Here is a 25458-nt window from a genome sequence, read left to right as displayed (position 1 = left end):
ATATGTTTGACTCGGACAGGAAGGAGTATGCTATGCCGGATTTACATGGGTGGATTATATACAACGGGAATTTAACAACAGGGAAATTCACCGACTATATCCAGTGGATTCAAAGAGCTGCCAGGACTCAGAATATACATATAGAGGCTAAAGCGAACAACCATCTGCTCGCTTCCGTCATAAACGGAATACCTGCACTGGCTGGCATAAAGGGAACAGATCCTCTGCCTGATTTCGTCCATTTCGCAGACAAAGACCTTCATTTAGCAAGGCATCTCGAAATGATGGGCATTCCTCTGTTTAATTCTGCGGAAGCGATCGGAATTTGTGATAATAAAGCACTGATGCACCAGAAGTTAGCCACCGGCGGATTTCCTGTGCCGGACACCGTTATCGCTCCCCTCGTATACAGCGGGCTTGAAATGGAAGACGAAAAGCATATTCAGCTGGCTGCTGAAGAACTTAGTTTTCCTCTCATCGTTAAGGAAGCATACGGTTCTTTTGGCCAGCAGGTATACTGGGCAGACTCGCCGGAGCAGCTCTTTAAGCTGGCAAGACAGCTTAAATGGAAGGAATACATAATTCAAAAGCCAATAACAGAAAGCCTTGGAACAGACTTGCGATTAAATGTAGTCGGGGGCAAAATAGCCGCAGCAATGAAACGAACTTCCAAGGAAGATTTCCGGGCTAACGTAACAGCAGGAGGAACCACGGTTCCGTACACCCCTTCCAAAGAAGAAACAGAACTGGCCCTTTCTGCCGCAAGAGCCGTCGGTGCAGATTTTGCAGGGGTAGACCTTCTTCCTGGAAAGAACGGACCTTTCCTTTGTGAGGTTAACACTAATCCGCACATTCGCAGCATTTATGAATGCACGGGTATCGACGTTGCCGTTGATATGGTTCAGTTTATAAAAGAAAATACAGAGAAAAGAAGGAGTTCGAAAAAGTGAGGGCCATAAAAAAATACGGCTGGCTTGTCTACCGTAAAGAAGATATTAATCGAAATCAACGTTTTATTAAACTTCTCCTGCACGCTGCTGAAAAAAGAGAGATAAAGCTTTCACTTGTTCACTTAGAAGAACTCACCTGGAAAATAAGCGGAAATGAATCTCCTTTTACCCGCGGAGGGGAGCAGAGTCCTGATTTTCTGATTAACCGCTCTGTTTCTCCATGGCTGAATGAGCTAGCTGAATTTAGTGGAATACGTTCCTTTAACACTTCTTTTGCAGCCCGGCTCGCCAATGATAAGCGGCTAACCCATGCTTTTTTACAAAAAAAAGGCATCCGTATGGCCGATACAGCTGCAGTTTCACCAGAGGCACTGTCTCCTGACAACCACCCTGATTTCCCTTTCGTAATCAAGGACCCGTATGGCCGGGGCGGTGCGGGCGTTTATTTTATTCACAATGAATGTGATCTTCTCCATTGTCTAAGCCAGATAAACTATAGCGAACTGCTCGTTCAGCCTCTTTCCGGAAATCCCGGTAAAGACCTCCGGGTTTATATCGTTGGCAACGAAATACAGGGAGCGGTTCTGCGGGAAACAACCTCCTCCTCAGAGCTCCGTGCAAATCTTTCCACCGGGGGTACTTCCAGGAGTTATGTATTAAATGAGGCCGAAAAGAAGCAGATACATGCCATAGCAAGCAGTATAAAATTAGATTTTGCAGGCATTGATTTTTTATTTGATAAAGATGGCACGCTTTTATTTAACGAAATGGAAGATGCCGTTGGCTGCAGAAGTTTATATATGAACAGCAGTGTGGATATTGCAGACGTGTTTCTGGAGTATGTGCAGAAAGTAGTTTCATAAGGTTAACCTGCCTCCCCTCCCCGCACGTATGAAAACTAAAAAAGCCCCCACGCTAACAAGGTATCCCTGACCCCTTGTTAGCGTGGGGGCTTTTTGTATCATTTTTTTGTGACAGCAGCACCACATTATGTTATTTAAATACCCCCTCGTTAAAAGCGTATATAACCGCCTGTGTCCGGTCATGAACCTCAAGCTTTCCGAGAATATTGCTGACATGGACTTTCACTGTTTTTAATGAGATAAAAAGCTCTTCAGAAATTTCCAGATTGGTCTTTCCCTGTGTCATGAGGCGGAGCACCTCCAGTTCCCTGGCTGTAAGGGCCTCATGAAGAGATGCCGCAGGACTTTTCCTCATTCTTGTCATAAGCTTTCCAGTAACCTCCGGCTCCAGTACAGACTGCCCTTTATATGTGGAACGGATAGCTTCTGCAATATCCTTTGCCTTTGAGGTCTTAAGCATATAGCTGGAGGCACCGGCTTCAAGGGCGGGATACACTTTTTCATCATCCAGAAAACTCGTTACTATAATAATTTTAGCTTCCGGCCACTTTTCAATAATTCTTTTTGTAGCTTCAATTCCATCCATTTGTTTCATTACCAGGTCCATCAGGATAATATCCGGTTTATGGGCCAGTGCCAGATCCACAGCTTCTCCTCCGTCTTCTGCTTCTGCGATTACCTGGATATCTGCCTGCGCAGACAGATAGGAAGAAACTCCAATGCGAACCATCTCATGGTCATCAGCAAATAACACTTTAATCAATTTTCCCGCCCCCTGTCGTTTTCCTTTGAGGAATTTTAACTTCCAGCCGGCTCCCCTCATTTTCAACGCTTACTATTTTCATAGAGCCCCCTATCTCGATGGCTCTTTCATACATATTTTTTAATCCGTAAGAGCTTTTGGAGCTTTCTTTCGTTACATTAAAGCCTTTTCCGTTATCGGCTACTCTTAAAATGATAATATTATCCCGTTCCATCAGTATTACTGTCAGCTTTTCCGCCTTAGAATGCCGGAGTGCGTTTGATACGGCCTCCTGCAGAATCCGGAACAGATGATCTTCAACCCCTTTTTCAAGCTTGAGAGGTTCAATCTTCCAGTCAATCTCCATAGGCACTTTGTCTCTTAATTCGCTCAGCAGCTCGGCAATCCCTTCTCCAAGGGGCTTTTCCCTTAATGCCGCCGGGCGCAAATGCAGGAGCAGAGCTCTCATTTCAAGCTGAGACTGGTCAATCATTTTTTCGATAAGCCCCAGCTGCTTCCGCATGGCCGGGTCCTCTGGAGGATTGCCCTCATTAATCGCAGACATCATCATTGATGCGGCGAATAACTGCTGGGACACGGAATCATGAAGTTCCCTTGCAAGGCGGTTCCGCTCCTGGAGTACGACTTCCTGCAGCCCTTTCTCCCGTTCTTCCGCCCTTTCCGTTGCAAGGCGCTGCGACAGTTCCGTCTGTTTCACTGCCTGTGTTTCCAGTTCCTGAAGTAATTTATTGATCCCGGAAAGGTCCGGATGTTCTGTATCCTCTTCTATTGACAGTTTCTCTCCCCGCACCAGCTCTTCCAGACGGTCATTAATCTGCTGAAGCTTGTTCCTGTATATTGTCCAGTAAGACACACCTGCTGTAATACCGCCTGCCGCAATAATACTGACAATCCAGAGGGGATACGGCACCCCAAACATCTCTCCTTCAGAAAGTTCACGCCAGTTCTCCACAGGAAATATGAGAAACGTTGAGGCTACAATTGCCGCCCCGAAAAATAATGCACCGAGCAATGCGGCAAGGAGCTGTTTAATAAAAAACAAATTCATATTCTCTTCACCTCAATGTCTCCGGAGAACACAGAGGTAACGATTTTCAACTCAGGGTTACCTGTTTCCCTGCCATAATTCTCTGTCTCATATAACAGCGTCTGATTTACTAATGAATCATGCTTTTTCTGAAAGACAGCAGCTCTGCCGAATACAGAGCTGTGGTGGAGACTCACCTCCACTTCGTAAGGTACGTATATTTTTATGTTTCCAATAAAATGTCTGACAGATATTACGGGGTGATCAGGAAGCACTGTGTTGCTGAGATCGATTATCTTATCGCCAAACCCACTGTGGATATTGACATCCTGCCACCGGTACGGCACTTCATCCGTTTCCTGCCTGCCAAAAAAACGATTACGGAATAATGGTTCCTTCCGGATCAGAGGCTCTTCACGTACTTCCTCTGTAGTTGAGACAGCCGTCTCAGAAGTTTTCGGTTTGATATATTCCGGCTCTCTTGATGACCGGCGGTAATTAACCGCAAAAAGAATGATGGCTGCAACAACAACAAAACGAACAGCCATCATATTTACCACAGTAAAAAATACACTGATCAGCCCGATAAAAAAGAAAATCTTTCCTACAGCATGCCTGAAATTTTTCCAGCCCATATACGTAAGGAAACCGAGGAAAAGGAGGGAGAACACCAGACCTGTATTAAAAAACAAAATTTCTGCCACAAGGAGCAATGCTCCTGTTATAAGTATCCAGTTCACGGTGTTTACAGATATTCTGCTGAACATACAGCGGCCTCCTCCCCGTTTTTTATGTATGCCCGGACTGACAAAATCTGCCGGGCAATCTTATTTTACTAATAGAGCCGCAAATATACAATATAATCTCAGGCATCTCCGGGCTACGTATGTATCCCGGAGTCCTGATGCTTATTGTGCTTTGTCTTTTAATTCCCGTTCCAGCATAGCTATTTTACCGTCAAAGGAATTTTCATAGCTTCTCCGGTTCACTTTATGCTCCAGCCCTTCAATGAAACTTTCCATTTCTGTAAAGCGATAATAGGAGGCATCCCCTGGGTCCTTCGTTACTTTGTCTATCTGGTAAGTTGCCCGGGCAATATTTTCTCTCCCCATAAGCTGCATCCTTCTTAAGTGCATATCTTTTAGTTTATGGCTCATTTCTTCATATTTTCTTTCAAGCTCCTCAAGCTGTTCCTGTGCCGAGATTTTTGATTTATGAAGTTCTGATACTCTTGTTTCATATCTTTCTGCTTCGCTTAAAGCAAATTCATGCATCTCCTCTTCTCCCGCTTCAGACGCGATTTCGGCCTGATATTTTCGTTTGGCCGCCATTTCTGCTGCTTTCTGATGTTCCTTCGTAAATTCGTCGATTAGCTTATACTGGCGGTCAGCCAGCTTGCGTACCTTTTCCGTTTCTTTTTCACTCTGACGTAAATACTGGTTCAGAGCAGCAATAGGGTTAGCTTCCTCTTTCTTATCAAGCAGGTCATGGAGATCTGCTGCTATAGAGTCTTTCAGCCTTGTAAATACATTTGTCATTTCATATCTCTCCTTTGTTTAAGTAAAATTTGCTTTTCAGCATTAATCAGCATTTATCAGTATTTATCAGCTTTTTCTGCTTTTTACTTGTTCATGTCTGCCCATTGTCTTTCAAAATTTGTAAATGGGTCGTTCTCTGAAGGCTTATTAAAGATAATTTCTTCCTCTTTCCCGTTATTTTTGAAAAGCACATATAAAAAATACAGTGCAGCGAGCCCTAAAACTGCGTAAATATTTGATAACGCTACGCTGAGTACAAGCAATCCAAGGAGCACCCAGATAACTTTTCCTGCCATTGAATCACTTCTCACAAATTTTTTGAAGATAACATACAGAAGGTAAACACTAACTCCAAGAAGTATTAAAGGCCCGATGTTAGCTAACAGAATAAACAGGGCAGCGATAGCAAGCAAGAAAATCAAAAACTTTTTCATCGTTTTTTCCTCCTCTCTTTTTTCTGCCTTAATCATATCGTCTCTGCCATTTCCGGATAATGTACCGGGGAAATATCTTATCTAAGCCTTCAGGCGTATTTTGTATTAAGCCCCCCATCAGCTAAAGAAAAACGCAAGAGCCTTGGACACGAGCTGCGCTCTATATCTGCAATGAGTGACCGCTGATCCAGACACTGCCCCTTCCTCCTCGATTGTAAATAGGTTGCTGTAGTTGTATTGTTTGCTGCATATGCTCGTTGGACTGTAGTGTTATTGAATCGACTCAATTCCTGAATCAGCTTCATTCATACGTTGAGGAGCGTTGTTCAACCGATTCAATTCCTGAATCAGCTTCATTCATACGTTGAAAAGCGTTGTTCAACCGATTCAATTCCTGAATCAGCCTCATTCATACGTTGAGAAGCATTGTTCAACCAATTCAATTCCTGATTCAGCTTCATTCATACGTTGAGGAGCGTTGTTCAACCGATTCAATTCCTGAATCAGCCTCATTCATACGTTGAGAAGCATTGTTCAACCGGTTCAATTCCTGAATCAGCCTTATTCGTACGTTGAGAAGCATTGTTCAACCGGTTCAATTCCTGAATCAGCTTCATTCATACGTTGAAAAGCGTTGTTCAACCGATTCAATTCCTGAATCAACCTCATTCATACGTTGAGAAGCATTGTTCAACCAATTCAATTCCTGAATCAGCCTTATTCGTACGTTGAGAAGCATTGTTCAACCGATTCAATTCCTGAATCAGCCTTATTCGTACGTTGAGAAGCATTGTTCAACCGGTTCAATTCCTGAATCAGCCTTATTCGTACGTTGAGAAGCATTGTTCAACCGGTTCAATTCCTGAATCAGCCTCTTTCGTACGTTGAGTCCAGGCATTCAACCAACTCAATTCCTGCATCGGCTTCATTCATACGTTGAGAAGTGTTGTTTAACCGATTCAATTCCTGAATCAGCCTCTTTCGTACGTTGAGGAGCGTTGTACAACCGGTTCAATTCCTGAATCAGCCTCATTCCCTCCCTTGGGTTAGTAATTCGGCGGACAGCATAATTTAATAGCTGCTTTTTCCTTTTATGCAGTACTTCGAGGTGCTTCAGGAGAGGTCATCCCACGCTCACATCTGAAACTGGACATTATCGTGGAAATTTACAGTACTTCTCTGGCAAAAATACCGCACACCAAAAATGCGTGGTGGACAAAAATTTTTATTTTATACTTTCTTATCTTTCAAAAAAACACCTGCGCAATTAATTGCACAGGTGTTTTAGTTATGGTTTAACCCCTTATATTAATATGTTCATTCACTTTTGCTACTGTGTAATTTCTTTTTCAGGAGGAGCATCTCCTGGTCAACCTGGTCCTGCAGCCACTGGCTGTCCGTGTTTTTTACGTTTTTGTCAGTTTGCTTTCTGTCGTCGGGGGTATTGGAAGGGATTCCTTCTTCCTCCGTACCTTTCATCTCGTTCTCTCTATCTTTCCTATTGGAAAAGTCCAGGGTGGAAAGAGCTTCATTCATCAAAATGTTAGTCTTTGTGGTCCCGACTTTATTTTGCAGCTGTTCCCGCTTAAAGAGTATTTCCTGGTAGGACTTTTTCAGGCTGAAGAGTCTCTCGTTAAGTTCGGCTGCATCGTCTCTGGCAGACGCATGGAGTGTTTCAAGATGTCTTTTCTCCCCGGAGATTCTTGTTTTATCTTCAATTACACGCCGCGCAAAATCGTTCCTTCCTGTGCTGAGTGCTTTCAGAGCCTGCTTTTCACGCTTCTTTATTTTTTCAGCTGCTGCTTCAATTCTTCGGGCCAGTAATTTTTCTTCTGCTGTTTTTTGTATTGCTTCGTTTTCCAGTTCTTTAACTTTTTCTCCAAGCATTGCTATGTACTGCTCCAGTAATTCTTCAGGCTCTTCGTCTTTCCTGAATACTCCGGAAATTTTAGTTAGATTCTTTCTGAGTCTTCTGATTAAAAAAATTGAAAACACCCCCCGAACAGAACGCTGTTTAACTAACCAGGTCTATCAGCCAATTTACTGTAATAATTTTTTTACGCTTTAAGGAAAGAAAAGTTTCATAGGATTCTTAAGAAAGTTAAATAATATTTCCTCTTTAGCTGGAAATTCCAGTATTTTCATTTTATATCACTATTTCTGAAAATACATTCTTTTTGCATTTCCCAAGGAAAATTGTTTAAAAGGCCTCTCCAGCATGGCTTTCATCTGGGAGGCCCTTGAGATTACTGCCCTTTAATATATAGTTTTTTAAAGGCATCTGAAAGCTTAAGAGTCACAGGCCTTGTCTCAGGGAATCTTGTACCGTCTGCTTCACTGACAGGCATCACTTCTACACTGGTACTCGTAAAGAACACTTCATCTGCATTCAGGAAGAATTCTGTGTCAAACTTTTCTTCCTTTACAGCTATATCCATTTCTTTCGCCAGTTCAATAACAGTCGCCCTTGTGATACCGTGAAGAATGCCTCTTGTTGCAGGGTGTGTATATATTACACCGTCTTTTACAGCAAAGGCATTACTGCTTGAGCCTTCTGTAATTATGCCGTCTCTCTGATATATTGCTTCTGCGCAGCCTTTTGCCATTGCCTTCTGCTTAGCCATCACATTTGGGAGAAGGTTTAACGATTTAATATAACAATTGAGCCACCGGTCATCTTCTGCAATTGTTACAGGAACGCCTTCTTCCCGTTTAATAGAATCCAACGTTTTTGCCTGGCGTACTGTGAGAGCGAACACAGCATCACATTCTGGATAATGATGCTGGCGGGGGGAAATACCTCTCGTGATCTGGAAATAAATTTCCGCTTCTTTAATTTCTGATCGTTCAAGTGCTTCCTTAACAATTGCCTTCAGCTTTTCTCTTCTGTATGGAAGCCTCAGGTCAATTGCTGCAGCACTTCTCTCGAGCCTGTCGAAGTGTTCCTCCATAAGGAATGGCTCTCCGCCATAAACGCGGATCACTTCATAAACTCCATCACCGAACTGGTGGCCCCGTTCCTGGATTGGCACAACGTTCTCTTCAATACCTACGAATCTGTCTTTATAAAAGGCGACTTCTCCCATTAATACACCTCTCCTTTTTATATAAGCTTTTCAGCATACTCACTTAATGAGATTAATTGATTCCCGTCTCTTCCGGTTGTTGTTTTTGCCATAAGCATTGAATTAATAATCGCCTCTTCCGTAGCTTCTGCTGCAGCTTTAAATGGCTGATCCAGTTCTTCTTCATGAACAAACTCCATAGAAAGAAGCTCAGCTTCCGGCTTATGGGGGATTCTTGTTGCTGTCGAAAAACCGATTACTAAATCTCCGCTCCCATGGCCCATATTCGATCCAGTACGGCTTAAACCATTGCCGCATCTTCTGATGATCCGGTTAAGCTGTCTGTCTGTCACAGGTAAGTCAGTAGCAAGAATCATAATGATGGATCCTTGATCCTTTTCTTCTGTACCATTTGTGTCCCTTATTTCAGAAATGCGTTTCCCGGCTTTTTTGCCGTCTAATACTAAATCCTGCAGATTACCGAAATTAGACAATACCAATACTCCCAGGGTATATGCTCTGTCTCCCGCATGAATAAATCTGGAGGCTGAACCAATTCCGCCTTTCAGCCCGAAGCATTTCATCCCTCTGCCGGCACCATGTGCACCCTCCTCAAAGTCAGGCCCTGCAGCTTCGATAGCCCTGGTCACATGACGTTCTTCCACTGCGGCTTCTCTAATATCATTTAAAATCATATCATTACATTCACATACAACTGGGTTAATTGTACCAGTAGTACGTCCAGGCTCCAGGTTGTCTTTCAGCATATATTTGATGAGTCCTGCGCTGCAAGTCCCCGCTGCAAAAGTATTCGTTAAAATAATCGGCGTTTCGACGGTTCCCAGTTCATTAATTTGAATCGTTCCTGCTGTTTTGCCGAATCCGTTGAATACATGGCTCGAAGCAATAACCTTTTCTTTAAAAATATTTCCCTGATGCGGCAGAATAGCAGTTACTCCGGTCTGTATGTTTCCATTACTAAGTGTATGATGGCCAACTGTTACACCTGGAACATCAGTAATTTTATTTTTTGCCCCTGGCTGAAGGTCCCCTATTTGTATATTCAGTTCTCTTGCCCTTTTATACTTTATTTTACCCATTCCAAGTCTCCTCTGGTTAATATAATTATGTAGAGGAAACCCAGGGATGTTAAATCCCTGGATTTTCTTGAGCCCTTAATTTTTCAGTTCTTCTAAGCGGGCAGCAACTTTATTTCTTTGCTCCGTGTAATCTTTCTCTTTTTCTCTCTCAGCAGCAACAACCTGTTCCGGAGCCTTATCTGTAAAGCCTTTATTTGAAAGTTTTTTCTGAACTCGGATAACTTCCCCATCAAGGCGCTTCAGCTCTCCTTCGAGACGCTCAATTTCAGCGTCCAGATCGAGCAGGCCTTCTAATGGGAGATACAGTTCCACACCTGACAGAACCGAGCTCATTGATTTTTCCGGAGCAGCAAGCCCTGTATCCATTCGCAGTTCTCCCGGGCGGCAGAAACGCTCTATATAAGCCTGGCCTCGTTGAAGCTGTTCAAGTACTTCTACGGAGTCAGCTTTAATATGAAGAGTAATTTCCCTGCTCATTGGAACATTCAGTTCTGCTCTTGTGTTCCGTACAGAACGGATGATTTCCTGAAGGAGCTGCATATCTTTAACAGCCTGGATGTCCATTAAGGAGTCTGTTTTCTCCGGCCATTCAGCCACAGTAATTGATTCTCCTTCGTGCGGAAGGTGCTGCCATACTTCTTCTGTAATAAATGGCATGAACGGATGGAGCAGCCTCATCGTATTGTCGAGAACATACGCAAGGACTGAACGAGTTGTATGCTTCGCTTCTTCGTCTTCCCCATTTAATGGCAGCTTCGCCATTTCAATATACCAGTCACAAAGATCATCCCAGATAAAGTTGTAAAGGGCACGGCCAACTTCGCCAAATTCATACGTATCAATAAATTTAGTAACATGGTCAACCGTTTCCTGAAGGCGGGTCAGAATCCACTTATCAGCAATCGATTTTTTGCCTGAAAGATCAATGTCTTCATATTTGAGACCTTCCATGTTCATTAAGGCAAATCTTGAAGCATTCCAGATTTTATTGCCAAAGTTCCAGTTTGCTTCTACTTTTTCCCAGTAAAAACGGAGGTCATGCCCTGGTGAGCTTCCTGTAGAAAGGAAGAAGCGTAAAGCGTCTGCACCATATTTATCGATAACATCCATCGGGTCGACTCCGTTACCAAGGGATTTACTCATTTTTCGCCCTTCTGAATCACGGACAAGACCGTGGATCAGCACATCTTTAAACGGGCGTTCGCCAGTGAAATGCAGTCCCTGGAAAATCATTCGCGCTACCCAGAAATAAATGATGTCATATCCCGTTACGAGAACATCTGTGGAATAGAATCGTTTAAAATCAGGTGCTTCTTCATTCGGCCAGCCCATTGTTGAAAATGGCCATAATGCAGAACTGAACCATGTATCAAGTACATCCTCATCCTGTTCCCAGTTTTCAATATCTTCAGGGGCGGTACGGCCTACGTAAATTTCTCCGGTTTCTTTGTGGTACCAGGCCGGGATTCTGTGCCCCCACCATAGTTGACGGGAGATACACCAGTCACGGATGTTTTCAATCCAGTGTAGATAAGTTTTCTCAAAACGCTCAGGAACAAAATCAACTTTTCCTTCTGACTTTTGCAGCTCAATTGCCTGATCTGCGAGAGGCCCCATTTTTACAAACCACTGTGTGGATAAATAAGGCTCTACAACTGCGCCGCTTCGTTCTGAATGTCCTACACTGTGCATATGTTCTTCAATTTTGAACAGGACGCCTTCTTCCTGAAGGTCTTTAACAATCTGCTTTCGGCATTCAAACCGGTCCATACCTTTATACTTCCCGGCATTTTCGTTCATTTGTCCGCCTTCATCCATAACGAGCACACGCTCCAGATCATGGCGGTTGCCTATTTCAAAGTCGTTCGGATCATGGGCAGGAGTAATTTTAACAGCACCTGAACCAAATTCCCGGTCCACGTAGTCGTCTGCTACAATCTCAATTTCTCTGCCAACGATCGGGAGCTTTACCTTCTTGCCAATGAGGTGCTGGTAACGCTCATCTTTCGGATGTACGGCAACAGCAGTATCCCCAAGCATCGTTTCCGGACGGGTTGTCGCCACCTCGATATGCCCGCTTCCGTCCACGAGAGGGTATTTCATATGGTAAAACGCACCTTGTACGTCTTTATGGATTACTTCAATGTCAGAAAGAGCCGTCTTTGTCTGAGGGTCCCAGTTTATGATATATTCGCCGCGGTAGATAAGACCTTCTTCGTACAATCTTACGAAAACTTCATTAACTGCGTCTGAAAGTCCTTCATCAAGAGTGAACCTCTCTCTTGAATAGTCGAGGGAAAGACCTAGTTTTGCCCATTGCTTACGGATAAACTCCGCATACTCTTCCTTCCACTCCCAGGACTTTTCAAGGAATTTTTCTCTGCCAAGGTCGTGTCTGCTGATTCCTTCTTCACGAAGTTTTCCTTCTACTTTCGCCTGAGTGGCAATACCTGCATGGTCCATTCCAGGAAGCCATAAAGCATCATACCCTTGCATCCTCTTTACCCGCATAAGAATATCCTGGAGTGTCGTATCCCATGCATGCCCAAGGTGAAGTTTTCCTGTTACGTTCGGCGGCGGGATAACGATAGTGTACGGCTTTTTGCTTTCATCACCAGCTGCCTCGAAAAACTTTCCATCCACCCAGTACTGATACCATTTACTCTCTGTCGCCTGCGGGTCATACTTAGGCGGCATTGAAACCTCTTTGTTTTCCATTATTCTTCCTCCTCCAAAAGTTCGGGGGCCAGACCCCGTACGATTTTGTGAACTTTTTTAGTTATAGCTGATTTTTTATAGTTGAACGGCTGAACGGTGCGGCCTGATAAAGGGGGAGCATCTTTACATAGTCATTCTCCTGCGCCTGAAACAGGCTGAAAATACAAAAAACCCCCTTCGTCAAAGGACGAAGGGAGTTAAATTCCTCGCGGTACCACCTTTGTTTACAGTCTCAGCATCTTCTTTACTAATCAAAGAAGATCATTTCCCTAATGGAGGATGCCTGCATTGAAACGCAGTGGATCCATAGGAATCTATACATAAGACTGTACACTCAAAGCTTTAACGGTGCTGCACCGGCTCTTGCTGCAAGCAGTCAAATGAAGATGCAGGCTTCCTTCCCCAATCAGGGACAGTAACCTTGCCTTTTCTGTCTGCTTGTTCACAAAAGCAACTCCAGGGCGACCTTCCATTTCTACCTCCCGGGAAACCTTCCAGCACCACTGCCAGCCTGTAAAAGACTACCCTGTGATAGCTTCCCTCTCTGTCGGGCTCAAAATGTACTCTTCCCCTTCATTGTTTTTCAACGTCTGGTATGTAACGTATTTTAACGTTATTTAAAAAGTTTATCAATAGTTATGAGACCAAATCCGCAAAAATTTTGTTTTCCCGGACTCTGCATGCCCTGCTGCGTTTAAAAACCAGTACCATTAATCTATCTTTGCCACTGTGGAATTATTTATACCACTGACAGAAGTAAGTTATACGTTTAAAGAAATTATCTGAAAAACCAGGCTGGAGTACACCTTCTCCCTGCCTGAGCATAGAATAATATAACAGTATGAGCACAGGGAGGGATGAAAGCTGAGAAAAAGAGTATTCTCCCACTTCAGGTGGCCCCGCTGGATGATGCGAAGTGTGGACGTTTTTTACCAGATTCTTCTGCCACTGATTATTTTACAATTTCTCCGTACACTCTTCCTGCCGACAACCTTTGATATGATACTCCTTGCAATACTTGTTTTTCTCTATCTGTCCCATGTACTCGGCTGGTTCTCCAGCTGAGTACATTTTTTTCCATAAAGAGGACCCAGCTGGTTATTGGATTGCAAAGTAATAAGACCGGGTATACATCCCGGTCTTTGCGTGCCAATCTCAATTTTATAAAATTACAATGCCATTCCCGTACCTTTACCTGTTTTCGTTTTCCGGGGAAAAGAGGCTGTTCATAAACCGTTGTACCCTGTTTAAAGTAAGAACTCTTTTTTCCAGGCGTGTCACATAATGCAGTTCTGTCGACTTCCCGTCCCGCTTCATATACCTGTCCGCCATTTGATACATGCTCTCCGGAAAAGCAAGATAGCTTACAAACAGATGCCTTTCTTCATCGTACAAAGCAAAATGTTTTTCATATATTTGCAGCCAGTGCCGCCCTTCCTGTTCATCCCATGGCCTTGACATAAAAAAGTGCCGGAACATATGAGCCACGTCTCTTGCCGGAGTATCCAGAACCGCTTTTTCAAAGTTGAGGAAATATGCAGTTCCATACTTGTCAAAACACGTATGCTTTCTCGCTGGTTTACCGTGGCAGAGAACACTGCGAAAACTCTTTTTTTCTTTTACCCCCTCATACCACAGAGTCAGATGTTCCTCTGCTTTATCCGCCATAAAAATGCTTCGCTGGAAATGAGTCAAAAAAGTCAGTTCAAACGGGGATAAATATACATTGCCTTCTATTTTATCCGCATACCTTTCCATCTCCAGCTTTCGGTACGCCCAGCGCTTTTTTAATGTTTCAAAAGATTTCTCAAGAACCGTTTCCGAATAATCCTGTGTCCTCTCAGTAAGCCCGTGGAGCTTAGCAAGTTCCTCTGCCATCACCTCTTCAGGGTAAACCGGGCTTCTGAACTGCTGATGATCCTCGTACCACGGCATTAGATAAAACGTCTGGCTCCCATAACGGACAATATAGTCACCGTACTTAGTAGGGAGCACTGGCACTACATAATGGAATCCAATTCTCTCTAGGCGCCTCATCACATGAACAAACCAGTGGGCTTCTTCCTCATTCATTGTCGTTTCTTTTAAAGCATACTGACCGTTTGCTGTAAAAATACGTTTCACCTTACCGACATTTTCAATCTTTTCCGGATAAATATCATACTGAAACAGTACTGCGCCTAGAGGTTTCTGCTGCACATCTATATTCATACCTTCACCTGCTCCCGGGTAACATCAAGCCATTTACTCAGCGCCTTCACTAAAGCTCTCGATGTTTCCCACCTCTCTGCCAAAACCTTTCTCCGGGCACCAAAACTTTGATTTTCCCCTGCTTCTATAAAGTCGGCAAACTCCCAAGGAAGGAGACATTCCGTGAGAAGGGGCACCCCATGTTTATTTTTTAAAGGGAAATAAGAGTCCATTTCGTCCAGCATTGCAAATAAAGACTTCTCTCCTTGATGCTTCAGCCATTCTCCTAACATACGGCTGAGAGAACGGTACCCGCTCTCTGGTTTCTCCGTTGAATTTACCCAGTACATCTTCTCGTACACCAGTCTCGCCTGATTCAGTGATAGTACAGGGCAAACAAACGGTACAGGGGCAGGATCTGCTTTTTCGTTAAGGCGCTTGGCCTTTTGATATCGCATCAAAGCTTCTTTTCTGACAGCCTCGACGAACTCTCCGTTTTTATCACGCTTCCCTGTATGAGCTTTCCTGTCAAGGATCTCCGCATTAAAATCCGGGAAATACGCATGGTCTTCATCTGTTTGTTTGTCTTCCACTTTGAGAGAATAATATTTACCAAAAAAACGGCCTGTTTCTTTTTCCTTATTTTTGTAAGAAAAAGGGCTGGACACTTCATCATGCACAGTAATCCAGCCCTCGTCACACAGCGACATTCTCTCCCCGCGAACTGTCTGGATCATCCTGTCAGTCAGACAGCCCGTATTTTCTGCCAGCTGGTCTCTCCAGCTGATGTGCCAGTTAAGAAGGGCTTTATCAGTCCAGACATGGATACGCTTTAGCCCTTTCTCTGTTTCCAGCAGGCTTCCGGCAATTTTCCATTTACCTTCTTTAAGACCATAGCTTTCAAGTACCGCATCTAATCTAAGCATACCACCGCCCCCGCTCACTCTTTGGATGCTGGCGCCTGCTTTGCAGGAAGGTAGAGGATTTGTCCTTCTGACACTCTTTCCTCATTTAACCGGTTCATTCTGAGCAGACTGCTGACGGTAAGATTGTATCTCTCAGCTATTGTCTCCAGCGATTCCCCTTCCTGAACAATACACATACGCAGCCTTGTAAATCTTTCTTCTCCTCTTGTCAGCATTTTCGTTAAATACAAAGCATTCTCCTCTTGCTTTTGTCCAGAGGTTTTCTCTTGCTGTACTTCCTCATCAGAATCTGCGGATTCATAGTGCTCAGTTTCTTCCGGAGTACGATTAAGAGAATTAAAGCTCTTTGCAGGAGAAAATTTTACGTTTGGTTCGTTCCCTGCAGCCTCTGATTTTTCCTCGATATCTCTGCTTTCTTCCGCAGATATAGCGGTATCCTCATAATCATTAAAATTATGCTGGCCGCCGTCCCATCGATGTTCTTCGTGATGATTATGATCCAGCTCTTCCGGTTCGGGCTGCTGACGGTACGCCTCAAAATGAAAATGGCGTTCTTTTACATCTTCTTCTGAGTTTTCCCGATTCTCTTCTTGTAAATAATGAGCTTCGGAATAATGTTGCTCCTCTCTGTCATCCTCTTCTTCATGTTGGTAGCCTTCCGTATATCCCGCCTCGTACTCGGTTTCAGCTGCATCTTCCCCTTCGTCTTGTTCACTGTAGGCATTTCTTTCACTAGTTATGCCGGAAATAGAAACATTTGCGTCAAGTTCGATACACCCGCTTCCCGGCAGTTCATAATCAAATGCGTCAACTGTCACAAGCAGATCTTCAATTCTGTTAATTCTTTCTTTCGGAATAGTAACGTCGAGCGGGAAGTGATGGCGGATTACTCCCATTCCTTCATCATTAAGTGATACTTCTTCCACCGACCTGAAAGATACCTGATCTTCCAGTGAATCTGCATCCACCGGGGCGTTAGTTTCCTCTTTTGGCCTGTATTCCCCAACAAGCTGAAGCGACCCTCTGACAAGTACTTGATCGTCATCCTCTTTTATTGTCACATCGGGTTCTAAAGATAAAGATAATAGCTCATCAATTTCATTTCCCCGGTTTAGCCATACTGCTTCCTTAATAGAAAATGCCAGTGATGACGGCTGTTCATTAGTCAAGCGGAACTCCCCCTTTATAGTAAACTCTGCCTTACATTGTGTTGATGATGTAAGCATTTAATAAAATCTTTGTCCAAACTCGTCTCCCAATATTGGTTCATACGTTACACTTCTATGTGCATTCCCCTCGAAATATGCCTGTTTATAATTGTGCATGGTCAATTGTACGTGGACTTACAGGGGCCGTCACATACTTATCGTGTTAAGAGGGTTGAATAAACTTTTTTCAACTGAATTTTTGGGGGAGTGAAGAGTTCTTTTCTGCCCTGAGCATGGTGATTAATCTGAACGAGGGTACGAATGAGTGCTATTCGTTACCTGAGTGTAGTGATTACTAAGGATGAAGGCACGAATGAGAGACATTCGTTACCTGATTGTACTGGTCGCTCTTGAACAAGTAACGAAAAAGCGAAAACGTCTTGTTTATGCACCTTAAAGTGACATATTTCCCAGACTTACAAATAAAAACCCCCGGCAATAAACAATATTGCCGGGAATCTGCTGTCATTCATTCTTATTCTTTTTCACTGCTTAATATTGCAAAAGCTTTTTCTGCCGCCTGAATTGTTCTGTCAATGTCTTCCTCTGTATGCTTCGTGGAAAGGAACATCCCTTCAAACTGAGATGGAGGAAGAGACACTCTTTCATCCAGCATAAGTTTAAAGTAGGAAGCGAACATTCCAAGGTCTGAAGCAGACGCCTTCTCGTAATTTGTTACCTTTTCATTATTGAAGAAGAAACCTACCATGGAACCTGCTCTGCTAGTGGAGTGAGGTATCCCATGTTTTTCAGCTGCTACGGCAAGACCTGTCTCCAGCCTTTTTCCTAATCGTTCAAAATGCTCGTAACTCTCTGGAGTAAGCTGGTTCAGTGTTTCATACCCAGCAGTCATTGCCAGAGGATTACCTGATAAAGTTCCAGCCTGGTAGATCGGTCCCGCAGGCGCGATCTGCTCCATGATTTCCCGTTTACCTCCATACGCCCCTACCGGTAGACCGCCGCCGATCACCTTTCCAAGAGTAGTTAAATCCGGAATGACATCATATGCTCCCTGTGCACAGTTGTAATCTGTACGGAATCCTGTCATTACTTCATCAAATATGAGAAGGGAACCGTGATCTTCTGTAATCTTCCGTACTCCCTGGAGGAATCCTTCCTCAGGTAAAACAACTCCCATATTACCTGCAACCGGCTCAAGGATCACAGCTGCAATATCATCGCCGAACTGCTCAAATGCAGCATTCAGGCTGTCCAGATCGTTATAAGGGACAGTCAGTGTATTTTTAGCCACTGATTCAGGGACGCCAGGGCTGTCTGGCAATCCTAACGTAGCTACACCTGAACCAGCTTTTATGAGTAAGGAATCTCCGTGGCCATGATAGCAGCCTTCAAATTTCACGATTTTATTTCTGCCAGTATAGCCACGTGCAAGGCGAAGGGCACTCATCGTTGCCTCTGTACCGGAGTTTACCATCCGTACTACTTCGATAGAAGGCACTCTTTCAATTACAAGCTCAGCAAGTTTTGTTTCAAGCTCATGGGGAGCACCAAAGCTTGTCCCTTTTTCAGTTATCTTTTTAAGAGCTTCTACTACTTGTCCGTCCGCATGGCCAAGGACAAGCGGGCCCCATGACAGCACGTAGTCGATGTACTCGTTGCCATCTACATCCCAGATACGCGCCCCTTCTCCACGTTCCATAAAAACAGGATCCATTTTTACTGATTTAAAAGCACGAACTGGACTGTTTACACCGCCTGGCATTACTTTTTTCGCCTGCTCAAACGCTGCTTCTGATTTATTTCTGTCCATCATAACGTCCACCTTTCTTTTATTGAAATTACTTGTTATTAAAATGGAAGGCGAAATTCCTTTTCCTGAATTCCGCCTCTTATAATGTTAAGTTAAAAATCCTAACCTGACTTATTTTTCATCAAGCCATTTTGCCACATCTTTTGAAAAATACGTAAGGATGAGATCGGCACCGGCCCGTTTCATGCTTGTCAGCATTTCCATGACGACAGCTTTTTCGTCAATCCATCCGTTTAAGGCAGCTGCTTTAATCATTGAATATTCACCGCTGACATTGTAGGCGACAACAGGAAGATTATGATTTTCTCTCACATCTCTGATAATATCCAGATAAGACAGTGCCGGCTTTACAATGAGGAAGTCCGCTCCCTCTTCCACATCTGATTCTGCTTCACGGAGAGCTTCCAGCCGGTTTGCCGGATCCATCTGATATGTTTTTCTGTCACCGAAAGCAGGAGAACTATGAGCTGCATCCCGGAATGGCCCGTAAAATGCAGAAGCATATTTAACAGCATAACTCATCACCGGAATATTCTCAAAGCCTGCTTCATCCAGTCCGTGGCGGATCGCTGCAACAAAACCGTCCATCATATTTGATGGGGCAATAATATCCGCTCCTGCTTCTGCCTGGGAAACCGCTGTTTTGACAAGCAGCTCCAGTGTTTCGTCGTTTAATACTTCCCCGTTTTCTATAATTCCGCAATGCCCGTGGTCAGTAAACTGGCAAAGGCAGGTGTCGGCTATAACAGTTAAGTGAGGGTGGGCCTGCTTAACCTGTCTTGTTGCCTGCTGCACTACACCATTCTGATCGTAGGCGCAGGAACCAACCTCGTCTTTTTCATCCGGAACCCCGAATAAAATAACAGATTCAATGCCAAGATTGACAACCTCTTCCATCTCACTCTTTAAAAGATCAAGAGAAAGCTGGTAAACCCCCGGCATAGAAGCTACCTCATTTCTGATATTAGTCCCCTCTTTAACGAATATGGGATATATTAAATCTTCTTTATGTAAATGTGTTTCACGCACCATTTTCCGGATGCCCGGAGTCCTTCTCAATCTTCTGTGGCGTCTGAAATCGATGGATGACATATAAAAACCTCCTTTTATCTTTTCCTGCCGATACACAACTTTACCGGGGACCAGGATGAAGAGTTCCCTGCCAGTCAGCAACTGGAAGGAAATCCTATATTATATTTTGCCCCGCTGATTCATTTATCGCTTTCACAAGACCTTCCACTGTAAAAACTTCCGGGACGATCAAATTGGTAAAACCATAATCCTGTATAGCTTTCGCTGTTACGGTCCCTATTACTGCAAACATTATGTGTTGCAGGCCTTTACTCCGGTTTTCAGAGCTGATCTGCCTGAAAAACGAATAAACAGCAGAAGGACTTGTAAAAATGATGATATCTATGCTTTTTTCCTGCAGAAGTCTGTTAATCTCCATTCTGTGGGCAGTTTCTGCCACAGTCTCATAGAGCACTGGCGCTTCTATGTGTATGTTTTCCCGCTTCAGCAGCCTGATAAGGATGTCACGTGACAGACTGCTTCTTGGAAAAAGCACTTTTTCATCTGTCCGGATAACTTTCTTCAGCGCTTCAGCCAAATGTTCCGCCTCAAAGACATCCGGCACAATCTCCGCCTCAAATCCTTTTTGCCTGAGCCGGTTGTGAGTTTTCTCTCCGACAACTGCGAATCGTTTGCCATAAAGACTGCTTGCACCGCCGTCACTCTCATTAACAAACTCGAAGAAAAAATCCACGCTGTTTGCGCTTGTAAGGACGATCCAGTGAAAACTTTCCAGGCTGTTTCTGATTCGTTCAAGTGTGTCCGCTGAGGAAACTCGTTTTACTTTAATAAGCGGAAGCTCTGTAACTGATGCTCCATGCTCCTCAAGCTTCTCCGTTAACGAAGAAGCTTGATGGGCCGGACGGGTATTTAAAAGTCGGCATCCTTCAAGCTCCATCTTATCAGCTCCCTACAGATCAAGTTCTTCCTTTACACGCTGAAGCACTTCTCTGGCACCTTCGTCGAGCATTTTATTAGCAGCTTGCTTTCCAAGTGCAACCGGGTCTTCCCCTTTAACTGTTTCCTTGAAAACCTGTTTTCCATCCGGAGAAGCAACAAGAGCAGTCAATGAGATCCGGCCATCTTCCATCGTGGCATACCCGCCAATAGGAACCTGGCATCCACCTTCAACGGTGTGAAGAAAAGAACGCTCAGCAGCTACTGTTAATTCAGTAGTAGCGTCGTTAATTTTACCAAGAAGTTCAAGTACTTCTTTATCGTCTTCTCTGCATTCGATTCCAAGAGCTCCCTGCCCTACAGCAGGAAGGCAAAGCTCAGGCTCCAGATATTCGGAAACAATGCTTTTATCCCAGCCTACTCTTTCCAGACCTGCAGCAGCAAGAATTATCGCATCATATCCTTCTTCACGGCATTTACGCAGTCTCGTTTCTATATTGCCCCGGATCCACTTGATTTCAAGGTCTGGACGTTGAGCAAGAACTTGTGCAGAGCGACGCAGACTGCTCGTCCCAACAACTGACCCAGCAGGCAGATCCATTAACTTTTTCCCGCTGTTTGAAATAAATGCGTCTCTCGGGTCAACACGTTCAGGAACAGCTCCGATCGTAAGTCCTTCGGCAATAACAGCAGGCATATCTTTCATGCTGTGCACTGCGATATCAATTTCCTTATCATACATTGCCTGCTCAATTTCCTTAACGAAGAGGCCCTTCCCTCCTACTTTTGATAAAGTTACATCAAGGATTTTGTCTCCCTTAGTAACGATTTCTTTAATTTCAAATTCATAATCCAGACCAAGGGATTTCAGCCTTTCGATGACCCATTTTGTCTGAGTCATGGCTAAGTTGCTTTTTCTGGATCCAACAATAATTTTTCTCATAGTAACCTCCAATGTACACAGTGTTTTCTTCTTCGCTCCGTTGTCTGTCTTTAATCCTCGGTGATATTGTATCAAAAATCAAGTAAGCAGGAACAGCGAAAGGAGCAGACAGTCCCTGTAAGTTCCTTTTACTGCCAGATATGAAAATCTGAAAATGAACTGGAAAGAAAATAATTTATAAGCAGAACGAGAAAAGCAGCTATATTAAAAAGTGCCATCCCATAGCCCCGCTTCTTTTTTACTGACCATTGGAACAGGTATATCCCGTATACGAAAAGTACGCCAAAGGTACTGACTACTTTAATATCGAGCCATGGAACTGCATTAAATCCGAGCCATGCCCAGACTACTCCAAGGACGATGCCAAGGAACATGAGCGGAAGCCCCACCATAGCTGTCAGAAACGAGAACCTCTCCAGTTTTGAAAGGTTGCCGATTCTCCCCATCCTTTTTCCCCACATCTTTCTTTTGAGCATGTGGTGCTGAATATAATATAAAAGAGAAAATGCGAAGGAAAGTGTAAATGTCCCATAAGACAGGAGGAGAAGTGTTACATGGATAATAAGCATTTCAAGGATGAGAAGATCCGCCAGCCTCGGGGATACATCGCCAGCCGGTGCCAGCCCCCCGGCAGCAGTAATAGCAAAACCAATGACATTAACGAATAAAATTAAAAAATCGCCTTTATAAAACCTTGCCACTATTAAGGAAAAAGTTACCAGTATCCACGCATAAAAAAACATGCCTTCAAAAATTGTCATGATCGGAAGCCGATTATATTCAAACGCTCTCACAATAAAAAACAAAAGCTGGAGAAACCAGACAATAGAAAGCAACCAGAAGGAAATTCGATTAACCTTCTGGTTGTTTTGTATAAAGTCGATAAAATATCCAAGAACGCTTAATGAATAAATAACAATGATGGAAATATACAGGAAGTTTAATGCCATATCTTTAAGCAACCCCTCTCTATATAGAGCGGGCCACAGCCTCATGCCGACTTGCTAGCTTTGCTTTTTTCTTCTCTGCGTTCCATTCACGCTCCGCCTTGTTTATATTAATTTCATAAGAAGGAAGCTGTTCCTGCTCCTTCAATTCTTCTTCCAGAGCAAAAACCTTCGTAACAAATTCCAGAAGTTCAGCAGAGTTTTTATCGCCCGGAATTTCTTTTACAGCAGAAATCGGGTCACGGAGGATCTGGTTAACGATACTCTTCATATGTTTCCGGATCACTTTCTTTTCTCTTTCGGAAAGCCCTGTTAGTTTTCTCTCAAGGCTGTCCATAGTTTCTGCCTGAACAGCAAGAGCCTTGCTGCGAAGCGCGGTAATGACAGGAACCACTCCAAGAGTATCAAGCCAGTGGCTGAAAGAAATCAGTTCCTCTTCAATCATCAGTTCAATCTTCTCCGCTTCATGCTTCCGTTCTTCAAGATTAGCGGCAACAATGCCCTGCAGATCGTCAATATCGTAAAGATACACATCCTCAATCTCAGCTAATCCAGGATCCAGGTCTCTTGGTACAGCGATATCTACAAGAAACAGAGGACGCCCGTTCCGTTTCTTTGCCAGCTTTTCCACACCGGCTTTAGTGACCACATAATCTTTCGCACCCGTAGAGCTGATCAGGATGTCTGAAGAAAGAAGGGATTGTTCCAGTTCATCCATGCCCTTAGCCTGTCCATTAAATTTCCCTGCAAGCTCTACAGCCTTTTCCTTGGTGCGGTTCATTACTGTAATATCAGAAACACCGTTGGATGTAAGGTTTTTGGCCGTCAATTCACTCATTTTTCCAGCGCCTAATACAAGCACTTTTTTATCTTCGAAACCGCCGAAAATCTTTTTGCCGAGTTCGACAGCAGCATAGCTGACAGAGACAGCATTCTCTCCGATGCTAGTCTCGGAATGAGCGCGCTTAGCAAGTGTAACGGCTTGTTTGAACAAATGATTGAAAATTGTCCCTGTAGTTCCATGTTGCTGGGCCATGGCAAAGCTGTCACGGATCTGCCCAAGAATCTGTGTTTCTCCAAGAACCATGGAATCAAGCCCGCAAGTCACACGGAATAAGTGTTCAATAGCATGTTCATCCTCTCTTATCTGCAAATAAGGGGAGAAGTCTTCTTTCGGTATGCCAAACCATTCAGATAAAAATGCTTTTGTATAATAACGACCAGTATGAAGCTGGTCGGCTACAATATAAATTTCAGTTCTGTTGCAGGTAGATACGATAACATTTTCAAGAATGCTTTTGGCGTTACGGAGCTTTGTCAATGCAAGCCCAGTATCATCCTGAAAAGTAAATTGTTCTCGTATTTCAACTGGAGTTGTTTTATAATTCAAACTGACGACCAGGATGTGCATACTGTCACCTCCATGACATTAATAATAGATAAATACATATATATATAAAGTCTTTATTATTAGAACGAACTTATATATCATTATAACATTTCAGCGAATATGCTATGAAACAAACGTTTGAAGAAAATGTGAACTTTAGATAGTGTTCAGTTCATATTTCATCTTTTTCAGGAGTCTCTGAAGGTTATTTTTCATTATTCCCTGAAAAGTAAAATTTAGTAATTTTTTTGAAGCAGAAAGGAGAATATCTTCCGATGAACCGAAAAAATTCCCTGCCAGGATTATTGCTTATAGCTGCTGGCCTATACTTTCTACTTAATCAGTTTAATATTTCTGTCCCTTACTCCGATGTGTTATTTACATGGCAGTCTGTCCTGCTCTTTATCGGCCTCATTATGTCCTGGAATGGTTTTTCAAACCGGGACGATAATAAGATGTTCTTAGGCATAACCCTTCTCGGCCTCGGGGTATACTTTCACGGAGTGATGACTTTTGGATCCTGGTCATACCACTGGGGCTTTTTTACGTTTATTGCTGGTGCAGCTTTTTTTATGAAGTATTTCGTTAATAAACGTGAAGGTCTCGTGCCTGCGGTAATACTGATCGCTGTCTCTTTGTATGCACTCTACAGCGGGCAGGTTATGAACTACCTGCGCAGCACGATTGCAGGATTTGAGTCTTTCTGGCCGTTTATCTTAATTATTCTCGGCGTGTATTTATTATTTTTCAGAAAAAAGTAATAGTCTGTGATAAATATAGCAAATGTGGTTTCGACAAATGCACCTACAATAATATAACAAAAAAAACGGCTTTTTTCAAAGCTGCCGCTCTATTTTTCAAGATATCTTCATGAAAAAGCACAGCATCCTATTAGTGGCTGCTGTGCTTCTCTTTTCCCCTATAAAACTTTGCTTAAAAAGTCTTTCGTCCTCTGTTCTTTAGGGTTATCAAAAAGTTCATTTGAAGGGCCTCTTTCAACTATTCTGCCGTCATGCATATAAACGGTATAATCGGCTACTTCTTTTGCAAAGCCCATTTCGTGGGTAACTACTATCATTGTCATACCCTCTTTGGCCAGTTTCTTCATTGTCTCCAGCACTTCTCCCACAAGCTCCGGGTCGAGTGCAGAAGTAGGTTCATCAAAGAGCATGATTTTTGGTTTCATCGCAAGGGCTCTGGCAATTGCTACACGCTGCTTCTGTCCGCCGGAAAGCTTTGCGGGATAAACATCATATTTATCACCTAGTCCTACCTTGTCCAGCAGCTCCTTCCCTTCTTCAATTGCCTGTTTCTTTTCTATTTTCTTCACCATCATAGGTGCTTCAATCACGTTTTCCAGGACTGTCTTATGTGGAAACAGATTAAAATGCTGAAAAACCATTCCTACCTGCTGACGTACTTCATTTAAATTATCTTTTTTGGGTTCTATTTGTTTTCCTTCAAAAATCACTTTCCCATTATCTTTTATTTCAAGAAAATTGAGACAGCGGAGAAGTGTACTTTTCCCAGAACCACTCGCTCCCACAAGGCACATAACGTCACTCTCGTTAACAGTCAGATCTATATCCTTCAGAACATGAAGATCTCCAAAAGATTTATTTAGCTTTTCTACACGAATCATTTCTTTCATCTTTAA

General features: G+C 43.4%; 24 protein-coding genes. 4 read left to right on the top strand and 20 right to left on the bottom strand.

Translation table 11 applies throughout. From position 1 onward, the window contains the following. Positions 1–32: 32 nt before the first annotated feature. The gene (locus BK582_RS11490) at positions 33–950 is read left to right on the top strand and encodes an ATP-grasp domain-containing protein (RefSeq protein WP_078595170.1); all 918 of its coding nucleotides are present in this window, start codon (positions 33–35) and stop codon (positions 948–950) included. After that, positions 947–1813, top strand: coding sequence for an ATP-grasp domain-containing protein (locus BK582_RS11485; protein ID WP_078595169.1), 867 nt, complete (start codon positions 947–949; stop codon positions 1811–1813). Before BK582_RS11490 ends, BK582_RS11485 begins: the two co-directional genes overlap by 4 nt. Positions 1814–1943: 130 nt before the next feature. Here the strand turns inward: BK582_RS11485 and BK582_RS11480 are convergent, their stop codons facing one another. The 10 genes from BK582_RS11480 to BK582_RS28385 form a co-directional block, all read right to left on the bottom strand. After that, on the bottom strand, positions 1944–2576 hold the full coding sequence (locus tag BK582_RS11480; RefSeq protein ID WP_078595168.1) for a response regulator: 633 nt from the start codon (positions 2574–2576) through the stop codon (positions 1944–1946). After that, positions 2569–3624, bottom strand: coding sequence for a sensor histidine kinase (locus BK582_RS11475; RefSeq protein WP_078595167.1), 1056 nt, complete (start codon positions 3622–3624; stop codon positions 2569–2571). The genes BK582_RS11480 and BK582_RS11475 overlap by 8 nt, the downstream gene beginning before the upstream one ends. After that, a complete protein-coding gene (liaF, locus tag BK582_RS11470) occupies positions 3621–4370 on the bottom strand; it encodes a cell wall-active antibiotics response protein LiaF (protein WP_078595166.1) in 750 nt (249 codons plus the stop codon). Before liaF ends, BK582_RS11475 begins: the two co-directional genes overlap by 4 nt. Before the next feature lie 141 nt (positions 4371–4511). Continuing rightward, positions 4512–5141: a PspA/IM30 family protein gene (locus tag BK582_RS11465; RefSeq protein WP_078595165.1), complete on the bottom strand. Its 630-nt coding sequence runs from the start codon at positions 5139–5141 to the stop codon at positions 4512–4514. Positions 5142–5224: 83 nt separating this feature from the next. Further along, a complete protein-coding gene (locus BK582_RS11460; RefSeq protein WP_078595164.1) occupies positions 5225–5575 on the bottom strand; it encodes a lmo0954 family membrane protein in 351 nt (116 codons plus the stop codon). Positions 5576–6892: 1317 nt separating this feature from the next. Then, a complete protein-coding gene (locus tag BK582_RS11455; protein WP_078595163.1) occupies positions 6893–7570 on the bottom strand; it encodes a PspA/IM30 family protein in 678 nt (225 codons plus the stop codon). 251 nt (positions 7571–7821) lie between these two features. Beyond that, positions 7822–8661: a D-amino-acid transaminase gene (gene dat, locus BK582_RS11450; RefSeq protein WP_078595162.1), complete on the bottom strand. Its 840-nt coding sequence runs from the start codon at positions 8659–8661 to the stop codon at positions 7822–7824. A gap of 17 nt (positions 8662–8678) precedes the next feature. Further along, positions 8679–9740 carry a DmpA family aminopeptidase gene (locus BK582_RS11445; protein ID WP_078595161.1) on the bottom strand — a complete coding sequence of 354 codons (1062 nt, stop codon included), beginning with the start codon at positions 9738–9740 and terminating at the stop codon, positions 8679–8681. Between the two features lie 75 nt (positions 9741–9815). Next, positions 9816–12458 (bottom strand): valine--tRNA ligase, encoded by a 2643-nt coding sequence (locus BK582_RS11440; RefSeq protein ID WP_078595160.1) that lies wholly within the window; start codon positions 12456–12458, stop codon positions 9816–9818. A gap of 314 nt (positions 12459–12772) precedes the next feature. Further along, on the bottom strand, positions 12773–12931 hold the full coding sequence (locus tag BK582_RS28385; protein ID WP_476729631.1) for a hypothetical protein: 159 nt from the start codon (positions 12929–12931) through the stop codon (positions 12773–12775). A 433-nt stretch (positions 12932–13364) separates the two neighbouring features. Between BK582_RS28385 and BK582_RS26965 the strand changes: the two genes are divergently transcribed. Then, a complete protein-coding gene (locus tag BK582_RS26965; protein ID WP_167553082.1) occupies positions 13365–13523 on the top strand; it encodes a hypothetical protein in 159 nt (52 codons plus the stop codon). A 126-nt stretch (positions 13524–13649) separates the two neighbouring features. On the opposite strand, the gene ysxE is transcribed toward BK582_RS26965, so the two are convergent. The 9 genes from ysxE to hemA form a co-directional block, all read right to left on the bottom strand. Then, entirely contained in the window at positions 13650–14669 is a 1020-nt protein-coding gene (gene ysxE, locus BK582_RS11435; RefSeq protein WP_078595159.1) for a spore coat protein YsxE, read from the bottom strand. Beyond that, complete coding sequence (locus tag BK582_RS11430; protein ID WP_078595158.1) at positions 14666–15574, bottom strand: hypothetical protein; 909 nt, start codon at positions 15572–15574, stop codon at positions 14666–14668. Before BK582_RS11430 ends, ysxE begins: the two co-directional genes overlap by 4 nt. 14 nt (positions 15575–15588) lie before the next feature. Further along, on the bottom strand, positions 15589–16743 hold the full coding sequence (gene spoVID, locus BK582_RS11425) for a stage VI sporulation protein D (protein WP_169910966.1): 1155 nt from the start codon (positions 16741–16743) through the stop codon (positions 15589–15591). Between the two features lie 514 nt (positions 16744–17257). After that, complete coding sequence (gene hemL / locus BK582_RS11420) at positions 17258–18556, bottom strand: glutamate-1-semialdehyde 2,1-aminomutase (RefSeq protein WP_078595156.1); 1299 nt, start codon at positions 18554–18556, stop codon at positions 17258–17260. A 108-nt stretch (positions 18557–18664) separates the two neighbouring features. After that, positions 18665–19645, bottom strand: a complete 981-nt coding sequence (hemB, locus tag BK582_RS11415) for a porphobilinogen synthase (protein ID WP_078595155.1) — start codon at positions 19643–19645, stop codon at positions 18665–18667. 94 nt (positions 19646–19739) lie between these two features. After that, the gene (locus tag BK582_RS11410; protein WP_078595154.1) at positions 19740–20522 is read right to left on the bottom strand and encodes a uroporphyrinogen-III synthase; all 783 of its coding nucleotides are present in this window, start codon (positions 20520–20522) and stop codon (positions 19740–19742) included. Positions 20523–20534: 12 nt separating this feature from the next. Further along, on the bottom strand, positions 20535–21464 hold the full coding sequence (gene hemC, locus BK582_RS11405; RefSeq protein ID WP_078595153.1) for a hydroxymethylbilane synthase: 930 nt from the start codon (positions 21462–21464) through the stop codon (positions 20535–20537). A 128-nt stretch (positions 21465–21592) separates the two neighbouring features. Beyond that, positions 21593–22414 (bottom strand): cytochrome C assembly family protein, encoded by an 822-nt coding sequence (locus tag BK582_RS11400; RefSeq protein ID WP_078595152.1) that lies wholly within the window; start codon positions 22412–22414, stop codon positions 21593–21595. A 19-nt stretch (positions 22415–22433) separates the two neighbouring features. After that, a complete protein-coding gene (gene hemA / locus BK582_RS11395; RefSeq protein ID WP_078595151.1) occupies positions 22434–23822 on the bottom strand; it encodes a glutamyl-tRNA reductase in 1389 nt (462 codons plus the stop codon). A 254-nt stretch (positions 23823–24076) separates the two neighbouring features. Here hemA and BK582_RS11390 point away from each other — a divergent pair, with 254 nt between their 5' ends. Continuing rightward, the gene (locus BK582_RS11390) at positions 24077–24562 is read left to right on the top strand and encodes a LiaI-LiaF-like domain-containing protein (protein WP_078595150.1); all 486 of its coding nucleotides are present in this window, start codon (positions 24077–24079) and stop codon (positions 24560–24562) included. 158 nt (positions 24563–24720) lie between these two features. Here BK582_RS11390 and BK582_RS11385 read toward each other — a convergent pair whose 3' ends face one another. Further along, positions 24721–25452 carry an amino acid ABC transporter ATP-binding protein gene (locus BK582_RS11385; protein ID WP_276328208.1) on the bottom strand — a complete coding sequence of 244 codons (732 nt, stop codon included), beginning with the start codon at positions 25450–25452 and terminating at the stop codon, positions 24721–24723. Between the last annotated feature and the right edge of the window lie 6 nt (positions 25453–25458).

Source organism: Evansella clarkii (assembly GCF_002019695.1).
Classification (GTDB): Bacteria; Bacillota; Bacilli; order Bacillales; family Salisediminibacteriaceae; genus Evansella; species Evansella clarkii.
This window is presented reverse-complemented; position numbering and strand designations above follow the sequence as displayed.

Bases quoted from the DNA above. Each gene is read 5' to 3' on its own strand.
- BK582_RS11490 (WP_078595170.1), top strand. From the start codon at position 33: ATGCCGGATTTACATGGGTGGATTATATACAACGGGAATTTAACAACA.
- hemA (WP_078595151.1), bottom strand. From the start codon at position 23,822: ATGCACATCCTGGTCGTCAGTTTGAATTATAAAACAACTCCAGTTGAA.
- hemB (WP_078595155.1), bottom strand. From the start codon at position 19,645: ATGTCATCCATCGATTTCAGACGCCACAGAAGATTGAGAAGGACTCCG.
- BK582_RS11385 (WP_276328208.1), bottom strand. From the start codon at position 25,452: ATGAAAGAAATGATTCGTGTAGAAAAGCTAAATAAATCTTTTGGAGAT.
- BK582_RS11400 (WP_078595152.1), bottom strand. From the start codon at position 22,414: ATGGCATTAAACTTCCTGTATATTTCCATCATTGTTATTTATTCATTA.
- dat (WP_078595162.1), bottom strand. From the start codon at position 8,661: ATGGGAGAAGTCGCCTTTTATAAAGACAGATTCGTAGGTATTGAAGAG.
- BK582_RS11410 (WP_078595154.1), bottom strand. From the start codon at position 20,522: ATGGAGCTTGAAGGATGCCGACTTTTAAATACCCGTCCGGCCCATCAA.
- BK582_RS11475 (WP_078595167.1), bottom strand. From the start codon at position 3,624: ATGAATTTGTTTTTTATTAAACAGCTCCTTGCCGCATTGCTCGGTGCA.
- BK582_RS11445 (WP_078595161.1), bottom strand. From the start codon at position 9,740: ATGGGTAAAATAAAGTATAAAAGGGCAAGAGAACTGAATATACAAATA.
- BK582_RS11430 (WP_078595158.1), bottom strand. From the start codon at position 15,574: ATGCTTAGATTAGATGCGGTACTTGAAAGCTATGGTCTTAAAGAAGGT.
- BK582_RS11465 (WP_078595165.1), bottom strand. From the start codon at position 5,141: ATGACAAATGTATTTACAAGGCTGAAAGACTCTATAGCAGCAGATCTC.
- BK582_RS11460 (WP_078595164.1), bottom strand. From the start codon at position 5,575: ATGAAAAAGTTTTTGATTTTCTTGCTTGCTATCGCTGCCCTGTTTATT.
- hemL (WP_078595156.1), bottom strand. From the start codon at position 18,556: ATGATGGACAGAAATAAATCAGAAGCAGCGTTTGAGCAGGCGAAAAAA.
- BK582_RS28385 (WP_476729631.1), bottom strand. From the start codon at position 12,931: ATGGAAGGTCGCCCTGGAGTTGCTTTTGTGAACAAGCAGACAGAAAAG.
- ysxE (WP_078595159.1), bottom strand. From the start codon at position 14,669: ATGAATATAGATGTGCAGCAGAAACCTCTAGGCGCAGTACTGTTTCAG.
- BK582_RS11440 (WP_078595160.1), bottom strand. From the start codon at position 12,458: ATGGAAAACAAAGAGGTTTCAATGCCGCCTAAGTATGACCCGCAGGCG.
- BK582_RS26965 (WP_167553082.1), top strand. From the start codon at position 13,365: ATGATGCGAAGTGTGGACGTTTTTTACCAGATTCTTCTGCCACTGATT.
- BK582_RS11390 (WP_078595150.1), top strand. From the start codon at position 24,077: ATGAACCGAAAAAATTCCCTGCCAGGATTATTGCTTATAGCTGCTGGC.
- hemC (WP_078595153.1), bottom strand. From the start codon at position 21,464: ATGAGAAAAATTATTGTTGGATCCAGAAAAAGCAACTTAGCCATGACT.
- liaF (WP_078595166.1), bottom strand. From the start codon at position 4,370: ATGTTCAGCAGAATATCTGTAAACACCGTGAACTGGATACTTATAACA.